This window comes from Mucilaginibacter sp. (assembly GCF_039921305.1).
Taxonomy (GTDB): Bacteria; Bacteroidota; Bacteroidia; order Sphingobacteriales; family Sphingobacteriaceae; genus Mucilaginibacter.
The window spans coordinates 168979-185518 of sequence record NZ_JBDSCA010000043.1; the positions used below are offsets into that span (position 1 = coordinate 168979).

Genomic DNA, 16540 nt, shown 5'->3' on the forward strand with positions numbered 1-16540 from the left:
TATTTGCTATGTTTATTGGAACATCACAACAATGAAAAAATTGCTAACTATAATCGTACTGTTTCTATCTGTATCGGCATATGCCCAGGCGCAAAAAGGAGTACTGTTTAGAATGCGGATAATGCCCAATCACCATTATGATATACTTGTTAAAATAAACATGAATATGATAATGGATGTATCTGGCGATAGCGCTGCTGTCCGTAAATTGAAAAATGAAGGTCAAAAATTTCCGATGATTATGAATATGGAAAACAATGTAGGCATGGATATTAAGACAGCTATGCCCAACGCTCAAAACAGGATACCCGCGGTAACTAACATCAGGATACAGGATATCAAAATGACAGTGAACGGCCAAACAACCCCTTTGCCCAATATATTGAAAAGCCAGGTAATGTATGGCTCTTACAGCCCGGTAGGTACTACATTTGTTTTAGATTCGTTGGCCGGCAAAAAATTGGGAGATACTCTTACACAAAAAATGCAGAAAACGTTTGAAAACTACCAGTCAAAAATTCAATTTCCCAATACACCAATGAAGGTTGGTGATACATTTACACAAGATTTGCCTTTGAACATTCCACTTATTTCAACGCCTTCGGATGTGAAAGCCAAAACGATTTATACCTTACGTTCAATAGAAGGAAATAAGGCCTTTTTTGACACAAAAAACAATTTGGATATGGCACTAAACCTACAAGGGATATCAATGACGGTAGTAGGAGATGGTAATGGCAAAATGGTTTATGATATTACATCAAACTATGCTACAAGCATTACAATGAATATGAACTTAAATTATACTATGAATATGCCCCAGTCGGAAGGAACAAAAATGAACGGTAGGATGAAAATGGAAATGGGGTTACAAACTACCATTATTCCGAACTAATTAATCTACAGAGTCGATCAGGTATTTTTGATCAATTTGCTTATCCGCTTTAGCGCCCAATTTTTTGATCTTATCTGCCGTTACCGTCAAATTACCACGGCCGGTTGATAGTTTGTTCAATGCCTTATCATAGCTATCCTGCGTTGAGCGGATGCTTTTGCCGATGCCTTCCATATCACTAATAAAGCCTACAAATTTATCGTACATCTCGCCGCTTAGGCGGGCAATTTCTAACACGTTGCGGTTTTGGCGTTCCTGCTTCCAGATGCTGGCTATGGTGCGCAAAGTTGCCAACAACGTAGAAGGACTTACAATAACCACCCGTTTATCCCAGGCATAGTTAAACAGTTCGCCATCCAGTTGTACGGCGATGCTGAACGATGATTCTATGGGTACAAAAAGCAGTACAAAATCGGGGGAGTTGATCTGGTACAGATCGTGATATCTTTTGGATGATAGCCCGTTGATATGACTCCGCAGGGATTCAATATGCGCCCTCGCGAAAAGCTTGCGGTCTTCTTCGGTATCACAGTTTACCAAACGTTCGTATGCAACCAGCGATACTTTGGAATCAACAACCAGATGCTTTTCATCTGGTAAATCAATAATAACATCTGGCTGGTAACGGCTGCCATCTGTGGTTTGCATGCTGGCTTGTATGCGGTACTCCTGATCTTTCACTAATCCGGAACGCTCTAAAACCCGCTCTAAAATTACCTCGCCCCAATTGCCTTGCTTTTTGCTATCTCCTTTTAGGGCCTTAGTTAGATTTTGGGCCTCATCGCTAATTTGTTTGTTTAGTTCCATTAACTGACTGATCACACCCTTTAAAACGTTGCGTTCTTCGGCTTCCATTTTGTAAACCTTGTCTACCTTGTCTTCAAAATCTTTTAGCTTTTCTTTAAACGGATTTAAGATCACATCCAGATTAGTGCGATTATGCTCGGTAAACTTTTGCGATTTATCATCCAGCAGTTTACTGGCCATATTTTCAAACTCATGTTTAAATTTGGCTTGTACCTGCTGTAGGTAAACTTCCTGTTCGGCTAAACGCTCGCGCTGAGCATTCAGAGCTTCCTGCGCTTTGGTGCTGATGTTTTTTTCGGTCAGTAACTCCTGGTTAAGATTGGCTAAACCGGCTTCTAAACGCAGGCGTTCGTTATGCAATGCTTGCGACAGGTTATCCCGTTCAACGGCAATATTGATGGCGCGCTCTTCGGCACGGGCGAGTTTGATCTTAGCTTCGCTCAGTTCATTTGCTGATATACCACCCCCAACCGGTTTCTTTAAAAACAATACTACGGCGATGATCAATATCACGGCCGAAACGATCAATAAAGCAACATCCATTTGATAATATTTTTAGTAAACAAAGGTATCAATTTTGTCAAAAACTAAAAATATTATTATTCCAACACGTAATGGAGTTACTCTGTCCTTTCTACCCGTAAACCAGCATCACTCACATTGCGCAGTGGATTATCGCGCATGTTTTGTTCTATTTCAATGTGGTATTTACCAGCCAAAGCAAATTTGAAATTGGTTTTGAAAATGGTTTGGTAACTATACAGATTCCCGGTTCCGGCGCCTAGCCATTCACCATCTGGATTAGCGAGTTTGAATTCGTAACGGATAGTTTCGGTTTTTTTATCCGGGCCGGTTTGGTGTATCAGCACAAAAATGTTGGAGTATTTGTAATTTGGCGTAACACGCAAATTTAGGTACAGGTTATAAGCGATGGCGGTGTTTTTGATCTCAAAATCACTTCGCACCTTGTTATTGTACGACCAGGTTTGATTGTCGATCTCGGTATTCTGATCGACAATCATTTTAGGGTCTGTTACGTTACAGCCATTTAACGCTATGCCCAGCACAGCCGCTATGATAACAATAAAGCTTTTTAAAGCCTGTTTCATTATTCGTTCCCGGTTGGCTTAGGGTTGTTATTCTCTGGATTGTTTGGGTTACCGCCGCCGCCATTACCGCGGTTTGGTCTGTGCCTGCGATTGTTACGCCTGTTAGGGTTAGTGTTTGGCGTAGCACCTCCTTCCGGGTTTATTGCACCATCAACAGTTCGCGGCGTTTGCTGTTGCTGCGGCGGACGCTGACCTTGCGGACGCTGTTGCTGACCCTCCGGACGTGGTTGTTGCGGGCGTTGCTGTTGATTTCCCTCGGGGCGTGGCGGCCTTGGTTGTTGGGGCTGCTGAGGCCTTTGCTGCTGTTGCTGCTGTGGGTTTTGTGATCTTGGCCTGTCGCCGGTATTAGCCGGTTTGTCGCCATCGCGGCCAAATTTCTTTCTGTCGTTATTATTACCGTTGCGGTTTTTGTTTTTATTGCGGTTACGATCATCCAAACGGGTCAAGCTGTCCTGACCAACTACATTTTCGTAATCCGGTAATTTTTCTATTTCCTGAACATCGGCAAACTCACCCAAATCAACAGCTGTAACGCCATCGCGGTTCAACTTCTGGATCTCTTTTACACGGTCTATCGGAACCGGAACCCAGTTATCATCTTTGGGGTAACTAAACCACATGATCTTTTTGAAGATGTCTGTCTTTTGCAAACGGGCATCACCTTTTTCAGTTTTGAGGTAGTTTACATTATCCGGGATGTGCTTTAAGGCATCCATGTAAGTATCCAGCTCATAGTTTAAACAGCATTTTAGCTTGCCGCATTGGCCGGCCAGTTTCAAGGTGTTTAAAGATAGGTTTTGGTAGCGTGCCGCTGAGGTAGAAACGGTTTTAAAATCGGTTAACCAGGTTGAACAGCATAATTCGCGGCCGCATGAGCCTATTCCGCCTAAACGGCTTGCTTCCTGACGCATACCTATCTGGCGCATCTCGATACGAATGCGGAAAGATTCGGCCATGCGTTTGATTAACTCACGGAAATCTACACGGCCTTCGGCAGTATAATAAAATGTGGCTTTGGTTTTATCGCCCTGGTAATCTACATCGCTTATCTTCATCGATAAACCTAATTCGATAGCCAGCGTGCGGGCCTTGTGCATGGTTTCCCATTCCAGATCTTTCGCTAATTTCCATTTGTCTACATCGGCAGGGGTGGCTTTTCTGTAAATCTTTTTGGCAACATCGGCCTCGTTTACATGGCGTTTAACCATTTGCATACGCACCAGTTCACCCGTCATGCTTACGTGGCCTATGTCAAACCCACCGGTGGTGGTTTCAACTGCAACCAGTTCACCGGCTTCCAGATAGAGGTTATCTAAATTAACAAAAAACTCCTTCCGCGAACCTTTGAATTTTACTTCAATGATTGGGAAAGGCTTATAATTTGTTGGCATATCCATGTTAGACAGCCAATCGTAAACATCTAATTTGCTGCAACCATTAGTAAGGCAACTGCCGTTACTTTTGCAGCCTGCAGGCGCACATCCGCCTGTTGAGCAACTTCCGCATCCCATAATTTAACTCGGTATATAATGTGTCCCTTGCGGGATCGTTTTAAACTTTAGTATCTTAACAATCTGTAAAGATACATCTAAAAATAAAATTTTCGGGTTAGCATTTCTTTCAACGTGATAATGTGCCTTTTCTAACAGGGCGCTAACCGCTTCGGCCATGGGCAATGTCATCACCGAAATCATTTTTTGAGCCGTATCCAGCTCCTTTGCCGGCAGATGCACCAGGTTTCCGGCACCAGCCAACAGCATACAGCATTCGCGGATATAGCTGATGCCATATCGCATAAAATTCTTTTGATTTTCGCGGCCCAGCTTGGCAAGCACATCAACAAAGTCGGCAATTTCGAGGCCTTTGTTAGAGAAACACATGCGTAGCCATTTGATGAAATAGTCGTGATAACTATTTTCATCATTGTTAAGCATAGCCAGCGCCTCGGTTAAATTACCATCGCTTAAAAAGGCGATCTCGGCGGCGGCATGTTCTGTTTGGTGGTGCTCATCCATCAGGTGTTGTTTGATGATGGTATCATTTAAACAAGGCACCTTGATGAGCTGTGTACGCGATAAAATGGTATTCAGGATCTGATCCTGATTTTGAGCCACCAACAGGAACAGGGTATTGGGTTGCGGTTCTTCGATGATTTTCAGCAGCGCGTTACCGGTTTTATCCAGGTATTCGGGTAACCAAAGGATCAGTATTTTATAATCAGATTCAAAAGGTTTAAAGCTGAGCTTTTTGATGATCTGATGACACTCGGCAATGTTAATGTTGGCCTGTTTGTTTTCGGCATCTAAATAACCGCGCCAAAGGTCAAGACTTAAATATGGGTTTTTGATGATGGCATCGCGCCATTGTTCAATGAAATTAAGCGCGGTATCATCTTTATGTTTGGCGAAAAACGGGTATGAAAAGTGCAGATCGGGGTGAACGAGTTTTTGGTATTTACGACAAGATGAACATTCGCCGCAGGAGTCGTATTCGCTTTTATCCAAACACGATACATATTGCGCATAAGCGATGGCTAAAGCCAAGGCTCCCGAACCTTCGGGACCTAAAAATAATTGCGCGTGGCTAACCCGGTTCTCTTTCACCGTATTGATCAACCGTTGTTTGATCTCTCCCTGCCCTACTATTGAACTGAACTGCATTTGGTGCAAAATAGTGAAATTGATTTGAGATGCGAAAATTTGTATTGATATAGGTATGGTGTGCATATAATTTTACTCTTGGATAGTAATTATGCCTTTTCGCATACTTTGCAATTCTAAAACTTAACTTTGCAGTATGTCTTATATCTCACATCTCAATACTCAAATCTAAAATGAGGATAATGGCTTTTGATTATGGTACCAAGCGCATCGGCATTGCGGTGACCGACCCTCTGCAGATCATCGCTACGGGACTGGATACCATTCACCCTAAAGATATTGTGGAGTACTTGAAAAAGTACTTTGCGTTAAACCCTGTTGAGCGTTTTATTGTTGGCGAGCCTAAGCAGATGGATAATACGGCTTCGCAATCGGCACCGCATGTTAGGGGTTTTGTTACTATCCTGAAAAAGAATTTTCCGGATATACCGGTTGAGATGCTGGATGAGCGGTTTACTTCGAAAATGGCTTCGGCGGTTATCGCGCAGAGCGGGATGGGGAAGATGGACAGGAGGAATAAGGAGTTGGTAGATACGATATCAGCGACTATTATACTTCAATCGTACATGGCAAAGAGCAAGTTCTGAGTTTATTGACTGAATTTTCGTATCTTTGTGTTAGTGAAACGCCAGGTTTCTGGGTAGAGTTTATACTGTTGGAAAACTTTAAAAAACTCCCCCTTATTCCCCCCTTGTCATTGCTGACAGAAATAAAAAACACCATATATACCCATAATTTGTTACTTCGGTTATTCGGGTAATTTCAAGTTTTCGGGATTGTTTATCTTTGTAAGATGGAGATTCTTGACCCCGCTTTACAGGCCTACCTGGACCAGCATTGTGAACCCGAACCCGAAATGTTAATAACTATTAACAGGGAGACAAATTTGAAGGTGCTAAAACCGCACATGCTTTCGGGCCATTACCAGGGTAGATTGCTGAGTATGCTGAGTAAAATGCTTAGGCCCAAATGCATCCTCGAAATAGGCACATACACCGGTTACGCCACGATTTGTTTGGCCGAAGGCTTGGTTGAGGGTGGCGAAATCCACACCATTGAAGTGAATTTGGAGATGGAAGAAATGATCCGCAAAAACTTCAAAAACTCGGGGTTTGAAAAAATTATTTTTCCACATTTTGGTGATGCACAGCACATTATGTTGGAATTATCGGATAAAAATTACGACCTTGTATTCATTGACGCTGATAAAAAAAGTAATTTCGCTTACTATCAGTTAGTTATAAATCAGCTAAAACCCGGAGGGGTAATTATTGTTGATAACGTTCTGTGGAAGGGAAAGGTGTACAGCGAGGCACAAGATAGCGACACCCGACTGATCCGCGAGTTTAATAATTTGATCACTGCCGACGACAGAGTAGAGCAATTGATTCTACCCGTTCGGGACGGAATTACGGTGATCAGAAAAAAGTAACTATGAGAAAATTATTACTGATTACATTGCTATTTGTATGCTCACAAGCATCAGCGCAAAATACCTCAAAGTCGTACATCGACAAGTTCAAAGATGATGCCATTCGCATCATGCACCAATCAGGAATCCCGGCAAGTATCATATTAGCCATCGCAATGCACGAAAGTGGCTGCGGAAACAGTAAAATAGCCCAAAATTTGAATAATCAATTCGGCATGAAGGGTAACACTGTTATATTTTATAAACAGAATAATAAAAAATTCAGTACACTTTATAAGCAATACGATTCGATAGGCGATTCTTTCCAGGATTTTGCCCGTATCATGACCGAAAAGAAAAAATTTGCCGGCTTATCCGAAAAATTTACTCACTACGATTATTTAGGTTGGGTTCTCGGCATCCAAAAAGCCGGTTATGCCAGCAGCCGCAAATGGGGCAAACAGGTTTTAGGTTTGATCACCAAATACAACCTGAACAGCCTTGACGAAAATCCAGATACGCAGCCAAGCCTTGCGTCTGCGATTGATGGTGTGCAATAATTAGCCTCTGTTTTCCTTGTAGTTCAAAAGCATATTTTACCTTTGGTAATAATCAATCCATTTATGCATAGAATTGTTTTTGCCTTATCTATAATTGTTGTTTTAGCATCGTGCTCGGCACGCAAAAAAGCTTCAACATCCATCAGTAATAGCCAGGCACGTAAAAATAACGAACAGATACAAAAGGAGCACAAGGCTGCAATTTCTGATTATCCAACCTACACCGCCGACCAATACATTCAGCGTTTTAAAACCATAGCCGTACAGGAAATGAATACCTATGGTATTCCGGCCAGCGTTACGCTGGCCCAGGGTTTATTAGAATCGGGTAATGGCAATGGCGATCTGGCCCGTATCGCTAATAATCATTTCGGCATCAAATGCACAGCTGATTGGAAAGGTAAATCGTACTATAAAGATGACGACCTGGTTAATGATTGTTTTAGGGTTTATGATCATCCGGAAGATTCATTTAGAGACCACTCTAACTTTCTAAAACGCAAACGTTACGCCCCGCTATTTGAGTTGGATAAAAATGATTACGTGGGCTGGGCCAATGGCTTAAAGGCCGCGGGTTATGCTACCAACCCCAAATATCCGCAAATGATTATCGGCGTGATCCAAAAATATCATCTGGACCAGTATGATCGGCCAGAAGGCGAGATACAAAAGATCAAACGTGAAGACCGTGTGCTGGCGCAGATCAACAACAACATGGGTAAAGTAGCGAAGGACTCCATTATTAATGTAACCCCGGCAGATAAATCATACACCATAAAAACAGGCGATACACTTTATAACATATCTAAACGTTTCGGATTAACCGTTGACGAACTCAAGGCTTTGAACAACATGGGCGATAATAATATCAAACTTGGCCAAAAACTTGTTGTTGTAAAGTAAACGGTGTTAATTTTTGTTAAAGATATGGCGATAAGGCGTGGAACGTTTAGTTTTAACTCCACAATGAAAATATGGTTGTTCGCTTTTTTGTGGAGTATTTACCTTCCAGCGGCTTTTGCACAAACAAAAACCACTGAAGGTATTGTGTTTGACAAAAGTACACAAGAGCGCATTGCCAAAGTGAATGTTGTTAACACAACAACACAAGCAAGCATATACAACAACCTTAAAGGCGAGTTTAAAATACCGGCAAAAAAAGGCGATGTGTTGGTTTTTACCAAAGAGGGCTTTTTTAACGATACGGTTAAGATAAAAGATGATACCTCACTTGTTGTTTACATGATCAGAACAGCGATCCCTTTAAAACCAGTATATATTGTAGGCAGGTTTTTATCGCCAAAAAATCAATTAGAAGAAAACAAGAAGCTATATAACCGGGCTTATGGTTCGTTAGCAGATCGTAACCTGTTGAACATTAGCAGTGGCGGGGTGGGTTTAAGCATTGATGCCTTATATAACATGCTGAGCCGGGAGGGTAAAAACGCAGAACGATTGCGCGAAACGATTGACCGGGATTACCATCAAAGCGTTATTGATGCCCGCTTTAACAGTACTATTGTAGCATCTATCACAGGGTTAAAAGACCCCAAGCTTACCGATTTTATGTTTAAGTACCGCCCAGGCTATTATTTTGTACTGGAGGCCAGCGATTATGATTTTATTAAATACATCCGCAACAACTACAGGCGTTATCAGCGTAACCCAAGTGCTTATTCATTGCAGCGTTTAGATCTAACCAAGTAATGAGTTTCCCTTTTATTATAGTTTGCCCCATGTTAAAGGTAAGCGGAATGGCAATTTTCCCTTTCATCCTGGTAAAGCAAAAAGAGTTTAAGCTGGATGAGATATTAATACGACACGAAACTATTCATTTACAGCAAGAGCTTGAATTGCTTATTATTCCGTTTTATCTACTTTACCTGCTTAACTATCTGATCAATTTGTGTCGTTACCGGGATCATGAAAAAGCCTATTTAAACATTGTATTTGAGCGTGAAGCGTATGGTTGTGAAAACGACTCAACTTATTTACGCCAGCGCAAGTTTTGGGCGTGGATCAAGTATATCCAATTCAGCAACCATACTTAAACCCGCAGCCGTTTAAAACTTCCGATGCCAATTTTGAAAAATTTTCTTTTATTTTGCCGCATGTCCAAATTTGGCTTTTACTTATTCATACTGGTTTCGTTTTTCTCTATCGGGACAGCCGTTGCCCAAAAAGCCGATTCTATAAAAATTGACACCAATACACTTAATAAGTATCGCATTAATCCGCCAAAAAATGCTTTGCCGGTACGCATACGGCCGGTATTGATCACACCGCAACCTATCCCGATCACGCCCATTGATTTTCAGATCAGTTATTGGCGCAAATCAGTAGTTGCCGGTTTAAACTTAAATCAATCAACATTTAGTAATAACTGGAGCGGTGGGGGTGTAAGTTCTTTTGCGCTGGGCGCCAACTTTGATTTTAAAGCCGAGTACAATAAACAGCCTTTTAGTTATACTACCGAGCTTTTGTTTTTATATGGCATATCCAAGAATAAAGGCCAATACTCACGGAAAACTAACGATCGTATTTTTTACGATAATAAGATAGCTACGCAATTATCCAAAAAGTGGTATTTTTTCGGGTCGGTAAGTTTTGAGTCGCAGTTTGATGTTGGTTATCAATATACCGACGGGAAGGACCCTTTATTGATCTCCAAATTCATGTCGCCGGGTTACTTTACCGAGTCGATAGGTTTTGAGTATAAGCCGGTAAAATATATTGATATCCGTTTAGGTACCGGTACGGCACGGCAAACCTTTATGCTGGATACAACCATTTACCATAACATATCGGGCAATTACGGTGTACCCCCGGGTGGTAGGTTCCGTAACGAGCTTGCGTTCCAGGTGGTATCAACCATTAATAAAGATATTGCTACCAACATGAATTTGCAAGCCCGTTACGCGTTATTCATCCCCTACAATAACTTTGACCGCATAACTCACAGGCTTGATGCTACGTTGAACGCGCGGGTTAACCGTTTAATTAATGTTACCCTTAACGGTACGGTACTTTACGATATCACAACCAATAAAAGTGTACAGGCTTCACAAGGTTTGGCTTTGGGTGTGATTTATAAATTCCCGAATTAAAGTGCCCATATCGGCATTTAACTCTTCCGAAAAAATGGCAATAAACAAATGTGCGTTTTTGCTTCAAAATCATAACTTTGTGGCCTGAATTTTTACGATTATATAATACGATATAAAGATGTTTGAAAATCTTTCGGATAAACTCGACAGGGCATTTAAAGTACTGAAGGGCCAGGGTACCATTACAGAAATAAACGTGGCCGAAACCATGAAGGAGATACGCAAAGCACTCCTTGATGCCGACGTTAACTATAAAACCGCCAAAGCATTTACTGATGATGTAAGGCAAAAAGCTTTAGGACAAAACGTATTAACCTCCATATCTCCCGGTCAGCTATTAACCAAGTTGATGAACGATGAGTTAACCGAATTAATGGGCGGTGCAACTGCCGAGCTAACTTTCCCGGCTACACCAACCATCATTTTGATAGCTGGTTTAAACGGTGCAGGTAAAACAACATTTACCGGTAAACTGGCTAATTATTTAAAAACTCAAAAAGGCAAAAAGCCATTATTGGTTGCTGGCGACGTTTACCGCCCGGCTGCTGTTGAGCAATTAAAAGTATTGGGTGAGCAAATTGGTGTTGAGGTTTACGCCAATTTAGAATCGAAAGATCCTATTGGTATTGCCCGCGAAGGTTTAGCACAGGCCAAACAAAATGGCAATAATGTATTGATTATTGATACCGCCGGTCGTTTATCTATTGACGAGGCGATGATGGTTGAGATTGAGCAGGTAAAGGCAGCGCTTAACCCACACGAAATATTGTTTGTGGTTGATTCCATGACCGGTCAGGATGCTGTGAATACCGCCAAAGTATTTAATGATCGTTTAGATTTTACCGGTGTTGTACTAACCAAACTTGATGGTGATACCCGTGGTGGTGCTGCGTTATCCATTAAATCGGTAGTTAATAAGCCTATCAAATTTATTGGTACCGGCGAGAAGATGGAAGCGTTGGACGTTTTCCACCCTGATCGTATGGCTTCGCGGATATTGGGTATGGGTGATGTGATATCGTTAGTAGAGCGTGCGCAGCAACAATTTGACGAGAAGCAGGCTGCAGAACTTCAGAAGAAAATCCGTAAGAACAAATTCGACTTCAACGACTTTTACGGCCAGATACAGCAGATCAAAAAAATGGGTAACATGAAAGATCTGATGGGCATGATACCTGGTGTTGGTAAAGCCATGAAAGATGTTGAGATAGATGACAATGCTTTTAAAGCGATAGAAGCCATTATCCAATCGATGACACCATTTGAAAAAGAGAACCCTGATAGCATTAACCAAAGCCGCCGTAACCGCATAGCAAATGGCTCTGGTACTAACCTTACCGAGGTTAACCGCTTGATAAAACAGTTTGACGACATGCGTAAAGTGATGAAACAAATGAGTAACCCTGCGGCTATGGCCAGCATGATGAAGCGGATGCCCAAAATGTAACAGCCTTAAGCATCGCTTTTATTTTGCGTGTAATTAATTGCTTAAACGTGTGTTTACTAACACCAAAACGCTGTTTTTTTGTTAATTTATTACATATAGGTTGATTTATATATTTTTTTGTTTGTACTTTTAAGCGAAAGAAATCACAATTAACCCCCTATTAGTATGTCACAAACTGTAGATCCAGCCTTAGCCGAAGAGTGCGTTGCACAATACACCAAAATGTATACCGGTAATGATACAACAGCAATCCTAAATGCCTATTCAGAAAGCGTTTCATTCCCAATCGAATCTGTAACTGGGTTTATGGCAGCGGCTACAAGTGCTTCTACTGCAGACATTCTTGAGATTAAGTTTGGCGTATATACCGAAGCTTTTGCTGCCAAATATCCGGGTGCAATTGCTGGCCGCTTAACGCTGTTTTTATACACCAAAGGCCATGGCTTAGGCGATCCGCCACGCGATGTGTTTAATAACGGAGCACTCCAACCTTAAATCAATAGTGGTATTAAGCTGGTATCATTTCTTTGAACTTACAGCGTTCGCGCTATCTTTAATTTTTTTATCCGATCTCAAAAAGTTTAAAATAGGCGGCTATGTAGCCTATTTGCTTTTAGTTTGTGTAACCGAGTTAACCGCTTCAAATATCGAAGCATTTGGTTTGTATAACAACCACTTTGTGTATAACATATACATTGTGTTTGCTACCGCTATTAGTTTATACATATATTACCAGATACTGGATTATAAGGGTAAAAAAAAGATGGCTTATTTAGTCTTATCCATCCTGGCCGTTCTGTACATCACCATTAATATGTTCTTTGTTCAGGGATTTATTGATTATGATACCTATGGCAATACTGTTAATACATCAGTCAGCATTATACTACCGGTACTGGTTTTGGTTAAACTGTTTATAAATGATGATATAAAAATTAAGCTGACTGATAATCCTTACTTTTGGATATGTACCGGCACGCTGATATTTAACCTGTGCGATTTGCTTATATTGGGCTTACAGCAGTTTATACAAGTTAAAAAGATTACCGTTGGAGGCGTTATGCTGTACAATATCATCATGCCGATATTTGCGGCATTTTTATATGGCTGTTTGTGTTATTCATTTATATTATGCAGGAAGTTGACCACCAGGTTGTCACTATCATAGTTGCGGTATTAGCTTTACTGGTATTTATTGTGCTGGTTGTTTTGCTTTTGGCCGTATATTACAGCAACGCCAAACAAAAACTTATCCGCGAAAAAGAGATCCTTAAAACAACTTACGAGAAAGCGATATTACAAGCCCAGTTTGAAATTCAGGAACAAACCCTGCGTAATGCCAGCCAGGAAATTCACGACAACATTGGCCAGGTGCTGTCCTACGTATCGCTCAGTTTAGATCGCGCATCGGGTTTGGATGAATCATCAAAAAACGTGGTGATTACCGAAAGCCGGGCTTTGGTAAATCAATCCATGAATGATCTGCGTGATCTTTCCAAAAGTTTTAGTTTAGATAACATAATAAGCAATGGCCTGTTACCAACCATAAAAGCCGAAGTTGCAAGGCTTAATAAAAGCCGTTTAATTGAGGCCGTTATCAATATTGAAGGTTCTGTTTATAGTATTGGCGAGCATCAGGAATTAGTATTATTCAGAATATTGCAGGAGTTTGTTAACAACACACTTAAACACGCCAAAGCCCGTCATTTAATTATTAGCTTGCGATATAATTTTGATAGGCTAACCTTAAGTTTAAACGACGACGGCGTTGGGTTTGACTTTGAAACCCAACAAAATAAAAATGGCTCGGGATTAAAAAACATGAGGGCCAGAGCTGCTCTAATTGGCGCGGAAGTAACCGCCATCAGTGAACAGGGAAAGGGTTCACAACTTATTATACAACTTGATAAGGCTTCTTAAAATTATCTGTGATATTAATCAAAAACATTTGTATTTGCTAATTTTTTTAGCAAATTTGTTGCTATGTCGCACGAGGAAAATCAGGAGTATTTTAAGGGGAGAGGGGCACAGGTAAACACCCATAACAAGTTTTTAAAGAACAAATATGTAGTAGAGCACGAAGAAGGCATTGACGAACCCATGCTCGAAAATACCTGCACACAGATTTATGAAGAGCATGCTAAAAAGATAGTAAGCGAATCAAACAGTCCCGATCTGCATTTTATGCACTCCATTAATCCCTATCAGGGATGCGAGCATGGCTGCATTTATTGCTACGCCCGTAACACACACGAATATTATGGCTTTAGTGCCGGTTTAGATTTTGAACGGAAGATTATTGTGAAACGCAATGGCGCTAAACTGCTCAAAGATTATTTTAATAAGAAAAACTATAAGCCTACGGTTATCCTGCTATCTGGAAATACAGATTGCTACCAACCCATGGAGCGGAGACTGAAATTAACCCGGGCATTGCTTGAGGTATTTTTAAAATACAGGCACCCGGTAGGCATCATCACTAAAAATAACCTGATCCTTCGTGATATCGATATTTTAGAGCCAATGGCTAAATTAGGCCTGGTCCATGTTAATGTATCCTTAAATTCACTCGACGAACAACTACGGCAAAAACTTGAACCGCGCACCATAACAGCTACCGGAAGGTTGGCTGTTATTGAAAAGCTATCAGAACGCAATATCCCCGTAAGGGTAATGGTGGCGCCAATTATACCTGGATTAAATAGTACCGAAATGCCCAATATTATTAAGGCCGCCGCCGATAGGGGCGCTTTAGCCGCTGGTTTTACTATTGTGAGATTGAATGGAAGCATTGGAGAGATATTTACTGACTGGGTGGAAAAGGCATTCCCCGACCGGGCCGAAAAAGTATTGAACATGATAGCCGCCTGCCATGGCGGCAACCTGAATGATAGCCGCTGGGGAACCCGAATGAGTGGGGAGGGCAATATAGCCGAATCTATACATCAGCTCTTTAGGATGGCTTGTACACGCTTTTTAGCAGGCAAACAAATGCCAGAGTACAACTATTCGCATTTTACGCCATTAAAGGGCCGGCAAACCAATTTGTTTTAGTTGGCGCCTATACGATTTAACCCATCTTTTGCTTTTTGCTCCAGGCTGTTTTTAAACTGCTTGTTTTTAAAGTCGAAAACCATTTGATATGCTCCTTTGGCCTTAGCGTAATCTTTATGCTGTTCGTATATCATTCCCATTTTGGTGGCTGATGTTGCGGCATAATGGTAGGTTGATGTTTTGCCAATGCCAATTGTATTTTGATAGTACTTTAAAGCATTAACGTCGTTATCCATAGCGTCGTAAATGCGGCCAAGCCGGTAATAGTATTCTATCTTATCGCGTTCAAGGGTAAAATCGTTAATGGTTTTCCCATTAAACAATATTAAGGCCTTGCTGTAAAAGCCGCCATCACAAAGTAATCGTGCACGAAGTAACAATACATTAGGTGGCATATCATTAGCTTCGTCAAGAGCCTGCTTATCTTTGTCGTTATACAAATTACCCTTTGCCTTTACAAAAGCTACAAATCCACGATAACGGGCCATGTCTCCATCAAGTAAACATTGCCAGGCTAAATGCAAGTAAGCATCTTTAATAAAGTTGGCTCCTTTGTTGGTTTGTAAAAAACGGTTAAAATAATTATTGGCATCATTATCATCCCTATTCATCTTAGCCACGCCAATCAGATAATCAATGTACGGATACGGTTGATACTCGCTGCTCTGATGGCGCTTTTGAAGCCAGCTTATGGCCTCGGAGCTATGGCCGGTACGTAACGCTATGTAACCCACAATATAATCGGCTAATAGACTTGTACTATCCGCACTAACCACTAAGTGTAGCATTTTAGCATACGCCTGCGGATCATTAACTACATCTGTTTGAATATAGGTGAGGTAATAGATCAACTCATCGTAATGATAAGCATAACCAGATTTGGGCAAATCAACCGAAAGCTTCTCCAGCATTTTAACCCCGGCTTGGGTATTGCCTTTGATACCAAGAAATCCTAAAACTGATTTTAAAGCCCCATTAGGTAACGATCCCAACAGAACATTAACTACACCCAATGGGATATTGTTAGGCAAAAACGCCGGAAACTTTTTTGAGTTATTTTGTAATAACCGATAAGCCTTATTGATCTCAAAGCCGGCAGCCGTGTACTCACCAAACCGGCTATGTAACAACGCCCATTGCAGGTTTACCTGTGCAATACAGAAATTATAGTACGGTGAGTTCTGATCCTCATCGTTCAGGCGATCTATTCTGCCCGATTTGTTATTTTTTAAACGATCAAAATCTGCTTTGTTCTCGTTAGTTAGTATGGTAAAAAAGTCGTAGTAATTATCAAGCAGTACCGTGATCGAGTTTTGAGGGTGAGCCGCTTTCTCTTTATCGATCAGTTGCCGTCCCTCGTGTAAACGAAGGCCGATTATACATTTATAGGCTTGAACACAGTTACTGTTGAAATCAAAATTCGCAAAAACCGTTTGGCTAAAGCAGAATAAAACAACAGTTGTTAGTATAAGTTTACGAAACATTGGTCA

At 41.2% G+C, this 16540-nt stretch carries 18 protein-coding genes; 13 read left to right on the forward strand and 5 right to left on the reverse strand.

The genetic code is table 11. The features are described from left to right. Nucleotides 1-31: 31 nt before the first annotated feature. The gene (locus tag ABIN91_RS13075; protein WP_348051559.1) at nt 32-895 is read left to right on the forward strand and encodes a hypothetical protein; all 864 of its coding nucleotides are present in this window, start codon (nt 32-34) and stop codon (nt 893-895) included. Here ABIN91_RS13075 and rmuC read toward each other — a convergent pair whose 3' ends face one another. From rmuC to ABIN91_RS13095, 4 genes are all read right to left on the reverse strand, one after another. Further along, nucleotides 896-2245 carry a DNA recombination protein RmuC gene (rmuC, locus tag ABIN91_RS13080; RefSeq protein WP_348051560.1) on the reverse strand — a complete coding sequence of 450 codons (1350 nt, stop codon included), beginning with the start codon at nt 2243-2245 and terminating at the stop codon, nt 896-898. 77 nt (nt 2246-2322) lie between these two features. Next, nucleotides 2323-2811: a gliding motility lipoprotein GldH gene (locus ABIN91_RS13085; RefSeq protein WP_348051561.1), complete on the reverse strand. Its 489-nt coding sequence runs from the start codon at nt 2809-2811 to the stop codon at nt 2323-2325. Further along, a complete protein-coding gene (ricT, locus tag ABIN91_RS13090) occupies nt 2811-4322 on the reverse strand; it encodes a regulatory iron-sulfur-containing complex subunit RicT (RefSeq protein WP_348051562.1) in 1512 nt (503 codons plus the stop codon). Before ricT ends, ABIN91_RS13085 begins: the two co-directional genes overlap by 1 nt. A gap of 3 nt (nt 4323-4325) precedes the next feature. Beyond that, nucleotides 4326-5471: a hypothetical protein gene (locus ABIN91_RS13095; RefSeq protein ID WP_348051563.1), complete on the reverse strand. Its 1146-nt coding sequence runs from the start codon at nt 5469-5471 to the stop codon at nt 4326-4328. Nucleotides 5472-5644: 173 nt separating this feature from the next. On the opposite strand from ABIN91_RS13095, the gene ruvX reads away from it, so the two are divergent. The 12 genes from ruvX to ABIN91_RS13155 all read left to right on the forward strand — a co-directional run bounded on the left by ruvX (nt 5645) and on the right by ABIN91_RS13155 (nt 15050). Beyond that, nucleotides 5645-6058 (forward strand): Holliday junction resolvase RuvX, encoded by a 414-nt coding sequence (ruvX, locus tag ABIN91_RS13100; RefSeq protein ID WP_348051564.1) that lies wholly within the window; start codon nt 5645-5647, stop codon nt 6056-6058. A gap of 206 nt (nt 6059-6264) precedes the next feature. Beyond that, nucleotides 6265-6903 carry an O-methyltransferase gene (locus tag ABIN91_RS13105; RefSeq protein WP_348051565.1) on the forward strand — a complete coding sequence of 213 codons (639 nt, stop codon included), beginning with the start codon at nt 6265-6267 and terminating at the stop codon, nt 6901-6903. Between the two features lie 2 nt (nt 6904-6905). Then, on the forward strand, nt 6906-7442 hold the full coding sequence (locus ABIN91_RS13110; protein WP_348051566.1) for a glucosaminidase domain-containing protein: 537 nt from the start codon (nt 6906-6908) through the stop codon (nt 7440-7442). Nucleotides 7443-7505: 63 nt separating this feature from the next. After that, entirely contained in the window at nt 7506-8345 is an 840-nt protein-coding gene (locus ABIN91_RS13115; RefSeq protein WP_348051567.1) for a glucosaminidase domain-containing protein, read from the forward strand. Nucleotides 8346-8408: 63 nt separating this feature from the next. Further along, the gene (locus ABIN91_RS13120; RefSeq protein WP_348051568.1) at nt 8409-9149 is read left to right on the forward strand and encodes a hypothetical protein; all 741 of its coding nucleotides are present in this window, start codon (nt 8409-8411) and stop codon (nt 9147-9149) included. After that, complete coding sequence (locus ABIN91_RS13125) at nt 9149-9493, forward strand: hypothetical protein (RefSeq protein WP_348051569.1); 345 nt, start codon at nt 9149-9151, stop codon at nt 9491-9493. Before ABIN91_RS13120 ends, ABIN91_RS13125 begins: the two co-directional genes overlap by 1 nt. 60 nt (nt 9494-9553) lie before the next feature. Then, nucleotides 9554-10549, forward strand: coding sequence for a DUF3078 domain-containing protein (locus tag ABIN91_RS13130; RefSeq protein WP_348051570.1), 996 nt, complete (start codon nt 9554-9556; stop codon nt 10547-10549). A gap of 118 nt (nt 10550-10667) precedes the next feature. After that, nucleotides 10668-11996, forward strand: a complete 1329-nt coding sequence (gene ffh, locus ABIN91_RS13135) for a signal recognition particle protein (RefSeq protein WP_348051571.1) — start codon at nt 10668-10670, stop codon at nt 11994-11996. Nucleotides 11997-12161: 165 nt separating this feature from the next. Further along, entirely contained in the window at nt 12162-12491 is a 330-nt protein-coding gene (locus ABIN91_RS13140) for a hypothetical protein (RefSeq protein ID WP_348051572.1), read from the forward strand. Beyond that, entirely contained in the window at nt 12460-13164 is a 705-nt protein-coding gene (locus ABIN91_RS13145; protein ID WP_348051573.1) for a hypothetical protein, read from the forward strand. Before ABIN91_RS13140 ends, ABIN91_RS13145 begins: the two co-directional genes overlap by 32 nt. Continuing rightward, on the forward strand, nt 13128-13916 hold the full coding sequence (locus ABIN91_RS13150) for an ATP-binding protein (RefSeq protein ID WP_348051574.1): 789 nt from the start codon (nt 13128-13130) through the stop codon (nt 13914-13916). Before ABIN91_RS13145 ends, ABIN91_RS13150 begins: the two co-directional genes overlap by 37 nt. 63 nt (nt 13917-13979) lie before the next feature. Then, nucleotides 13980-15050 (forward strand): PA0069 family radical SAM protein, encoded by a 1071-nt coding sequence (locus ABIN91_RS13155; RefSeq protein ID WP_348051575.1) that lies wholly within the window; start codon nt 13980-13982, stop codon nt 15048-15050. Here the strand turns inward: ABIN91_RS13155 and ABIN91_RS13160 are convergent. Then, the gene (locus tag ABIN91_RS13160; RefSeq protein WP_348051576.1) at nt 15047-16534 is read right to left on the reverse strand and encodes a tetratricopeptide repeat protein; all 1488 of its coding nucleotides are present in this window, start codon (nt 16532-16534) and stop codon (nt 15047-15049) included. The genes ABIN91_RS13155 and ABIN91_RS13160 overlap by 4 nt on opposite strands. Nucleotides 16535-16540: the final 6 nt, after the last annotated feature.

What these genes read in the sequence shown, in the direction of transcription:
- ABIN91_RS13110 (WP_348051566.1), top strand. Translation starts at nt 6,906, where the DNA reads ATGAGAAAATTATTACTGATTACATTGCTATTTGTATGCTCACAAGCA.
- ffh (WP_348051571.1), top strand. Translation starts at nt 10,668, where the DNA reads ATGTTTGAAAATCTTTCGGATAAACTCGACAGGGCATTTAAAGTACTG.
- ABIN91_RS13115 (WP_348051567.1), top strand. Translation starts at nt 7,506, where the DNA reads ATGCATAGAATTGTTTTTGCCTTATCTATAATTGTTGTTTTAGCATCG.
- ruvX (WP_348051564.1), top strand. Translation starts at nt 5,645, where the DNA reads ATGAGGATAATGGCTTTTGATTATGGTACCAAGCGCATCGGCATTGCG.
- ABIN91_RS13160 (WP_348051576.1), bottom strand. Translation starts at nt 16,534, where the DNA reads ATGTTTCGTAAACTTATACTAACAACTGTTGTTTTATTCTGCTTTAGC.
- rmuC (WP_348051560.1), bottom strand. Translation starts at nt 2,245, where the DNA reads ATGGATGTTGCTTTATTGATCGTTTCGGCCGTGATATTGATCATCGCC.
- ABIN91_RS13075 (WP_348051559.1), top strand. Translation starts at nt 32, where the DNA reads ATGAAAAAATTGCTAACTATAATCGTACTGTTTCTATCTGTATCGGCA.
- ABIN91_RS13130 (WP_348051570.1), top strand. Translation starts at nt 9,554, where the DNA reads ATGTCCAAATTTGGCTTTTACTTATTCATACTGGTTTCGTTTTTCTCT.
- ABIN91_RS13145 (WP_348051573.1), top strand. Translation starts at nt 12,460, where the DNA reads ATGTGTTTAATAACGGAGCACTCCAACCTTAAATCAATAGTGGTATTA.
- ABIN91_RS13095 (WP_348051563.1), bottom strand. Translation starts at nt 5,471, where the DNA reads ATGCAGTTCAGTTCAATAGTAGGGCAGGGAGAGATCAAACAACGGTTG.
- ricT (WP_348051562.1), bottom strand. Translation starts at nt 4,322, where the DNA reads ATGGGATGCGGAAGTTGCTCAACAGGCGGATGTGCGCCTGCAGGCTGC.
- ABIN91_RS13085 (WP_348051561.1), bottom strand. Translation starts at nt 2,811, where the DNA reads ATGAAACAGGCTTTAAAAAGCTTTATTGTTATCATAGCGGCTGTGCTG.
- ABIN91_RS13150 (WP_348051574.1), top strand. Translation starts at nt 13,128, where the DNA reads ATGCAGGAAGTTGACCACCAGGTTGTCACTATCATAGTTGCGGTATTA.
- ABIN91_RS13140 (WP_348051572.1), top strand. Translation starts at nt 12,162, where the DNA reads ATGTCACAAACTGTAGATCCAGCCTTAGCCGAAGAGTGCGTTGCACAA.
- ABIN91_RS13120 (WP_348051568.1), top strand. Translation starts at nt 8,409, where the DNA reads ATGAAAATATGGTTGTTCGCTTTTTTGTGGAGTATTTACCTTCCAGCG.
- ABIN91_RS13125 (WP_348051569.1), top strand. Translation starts at nt 9,149, where the DNA reads ATGAGTTTCCCTTTTATTATAGTTTGCCCCATGTTAAAGGTAAGCGGA.
- ABIN91_RS13155 (WP_348051575.1), top strand. Translation starts at nt 13,980, where the DNA reads ATGTCGCACGAGGAAAATCAGGAGTATTTTAAGGGGAGAGGGGCACAG.
- ABIN91_RS13105 (WP_348051565.1), top strand. Translation starts at nt 6,265, where the DNA reads ATGGAGATTCTTGACCCCGCTTTACAGGCCTACCTGGACCAGCATTGT.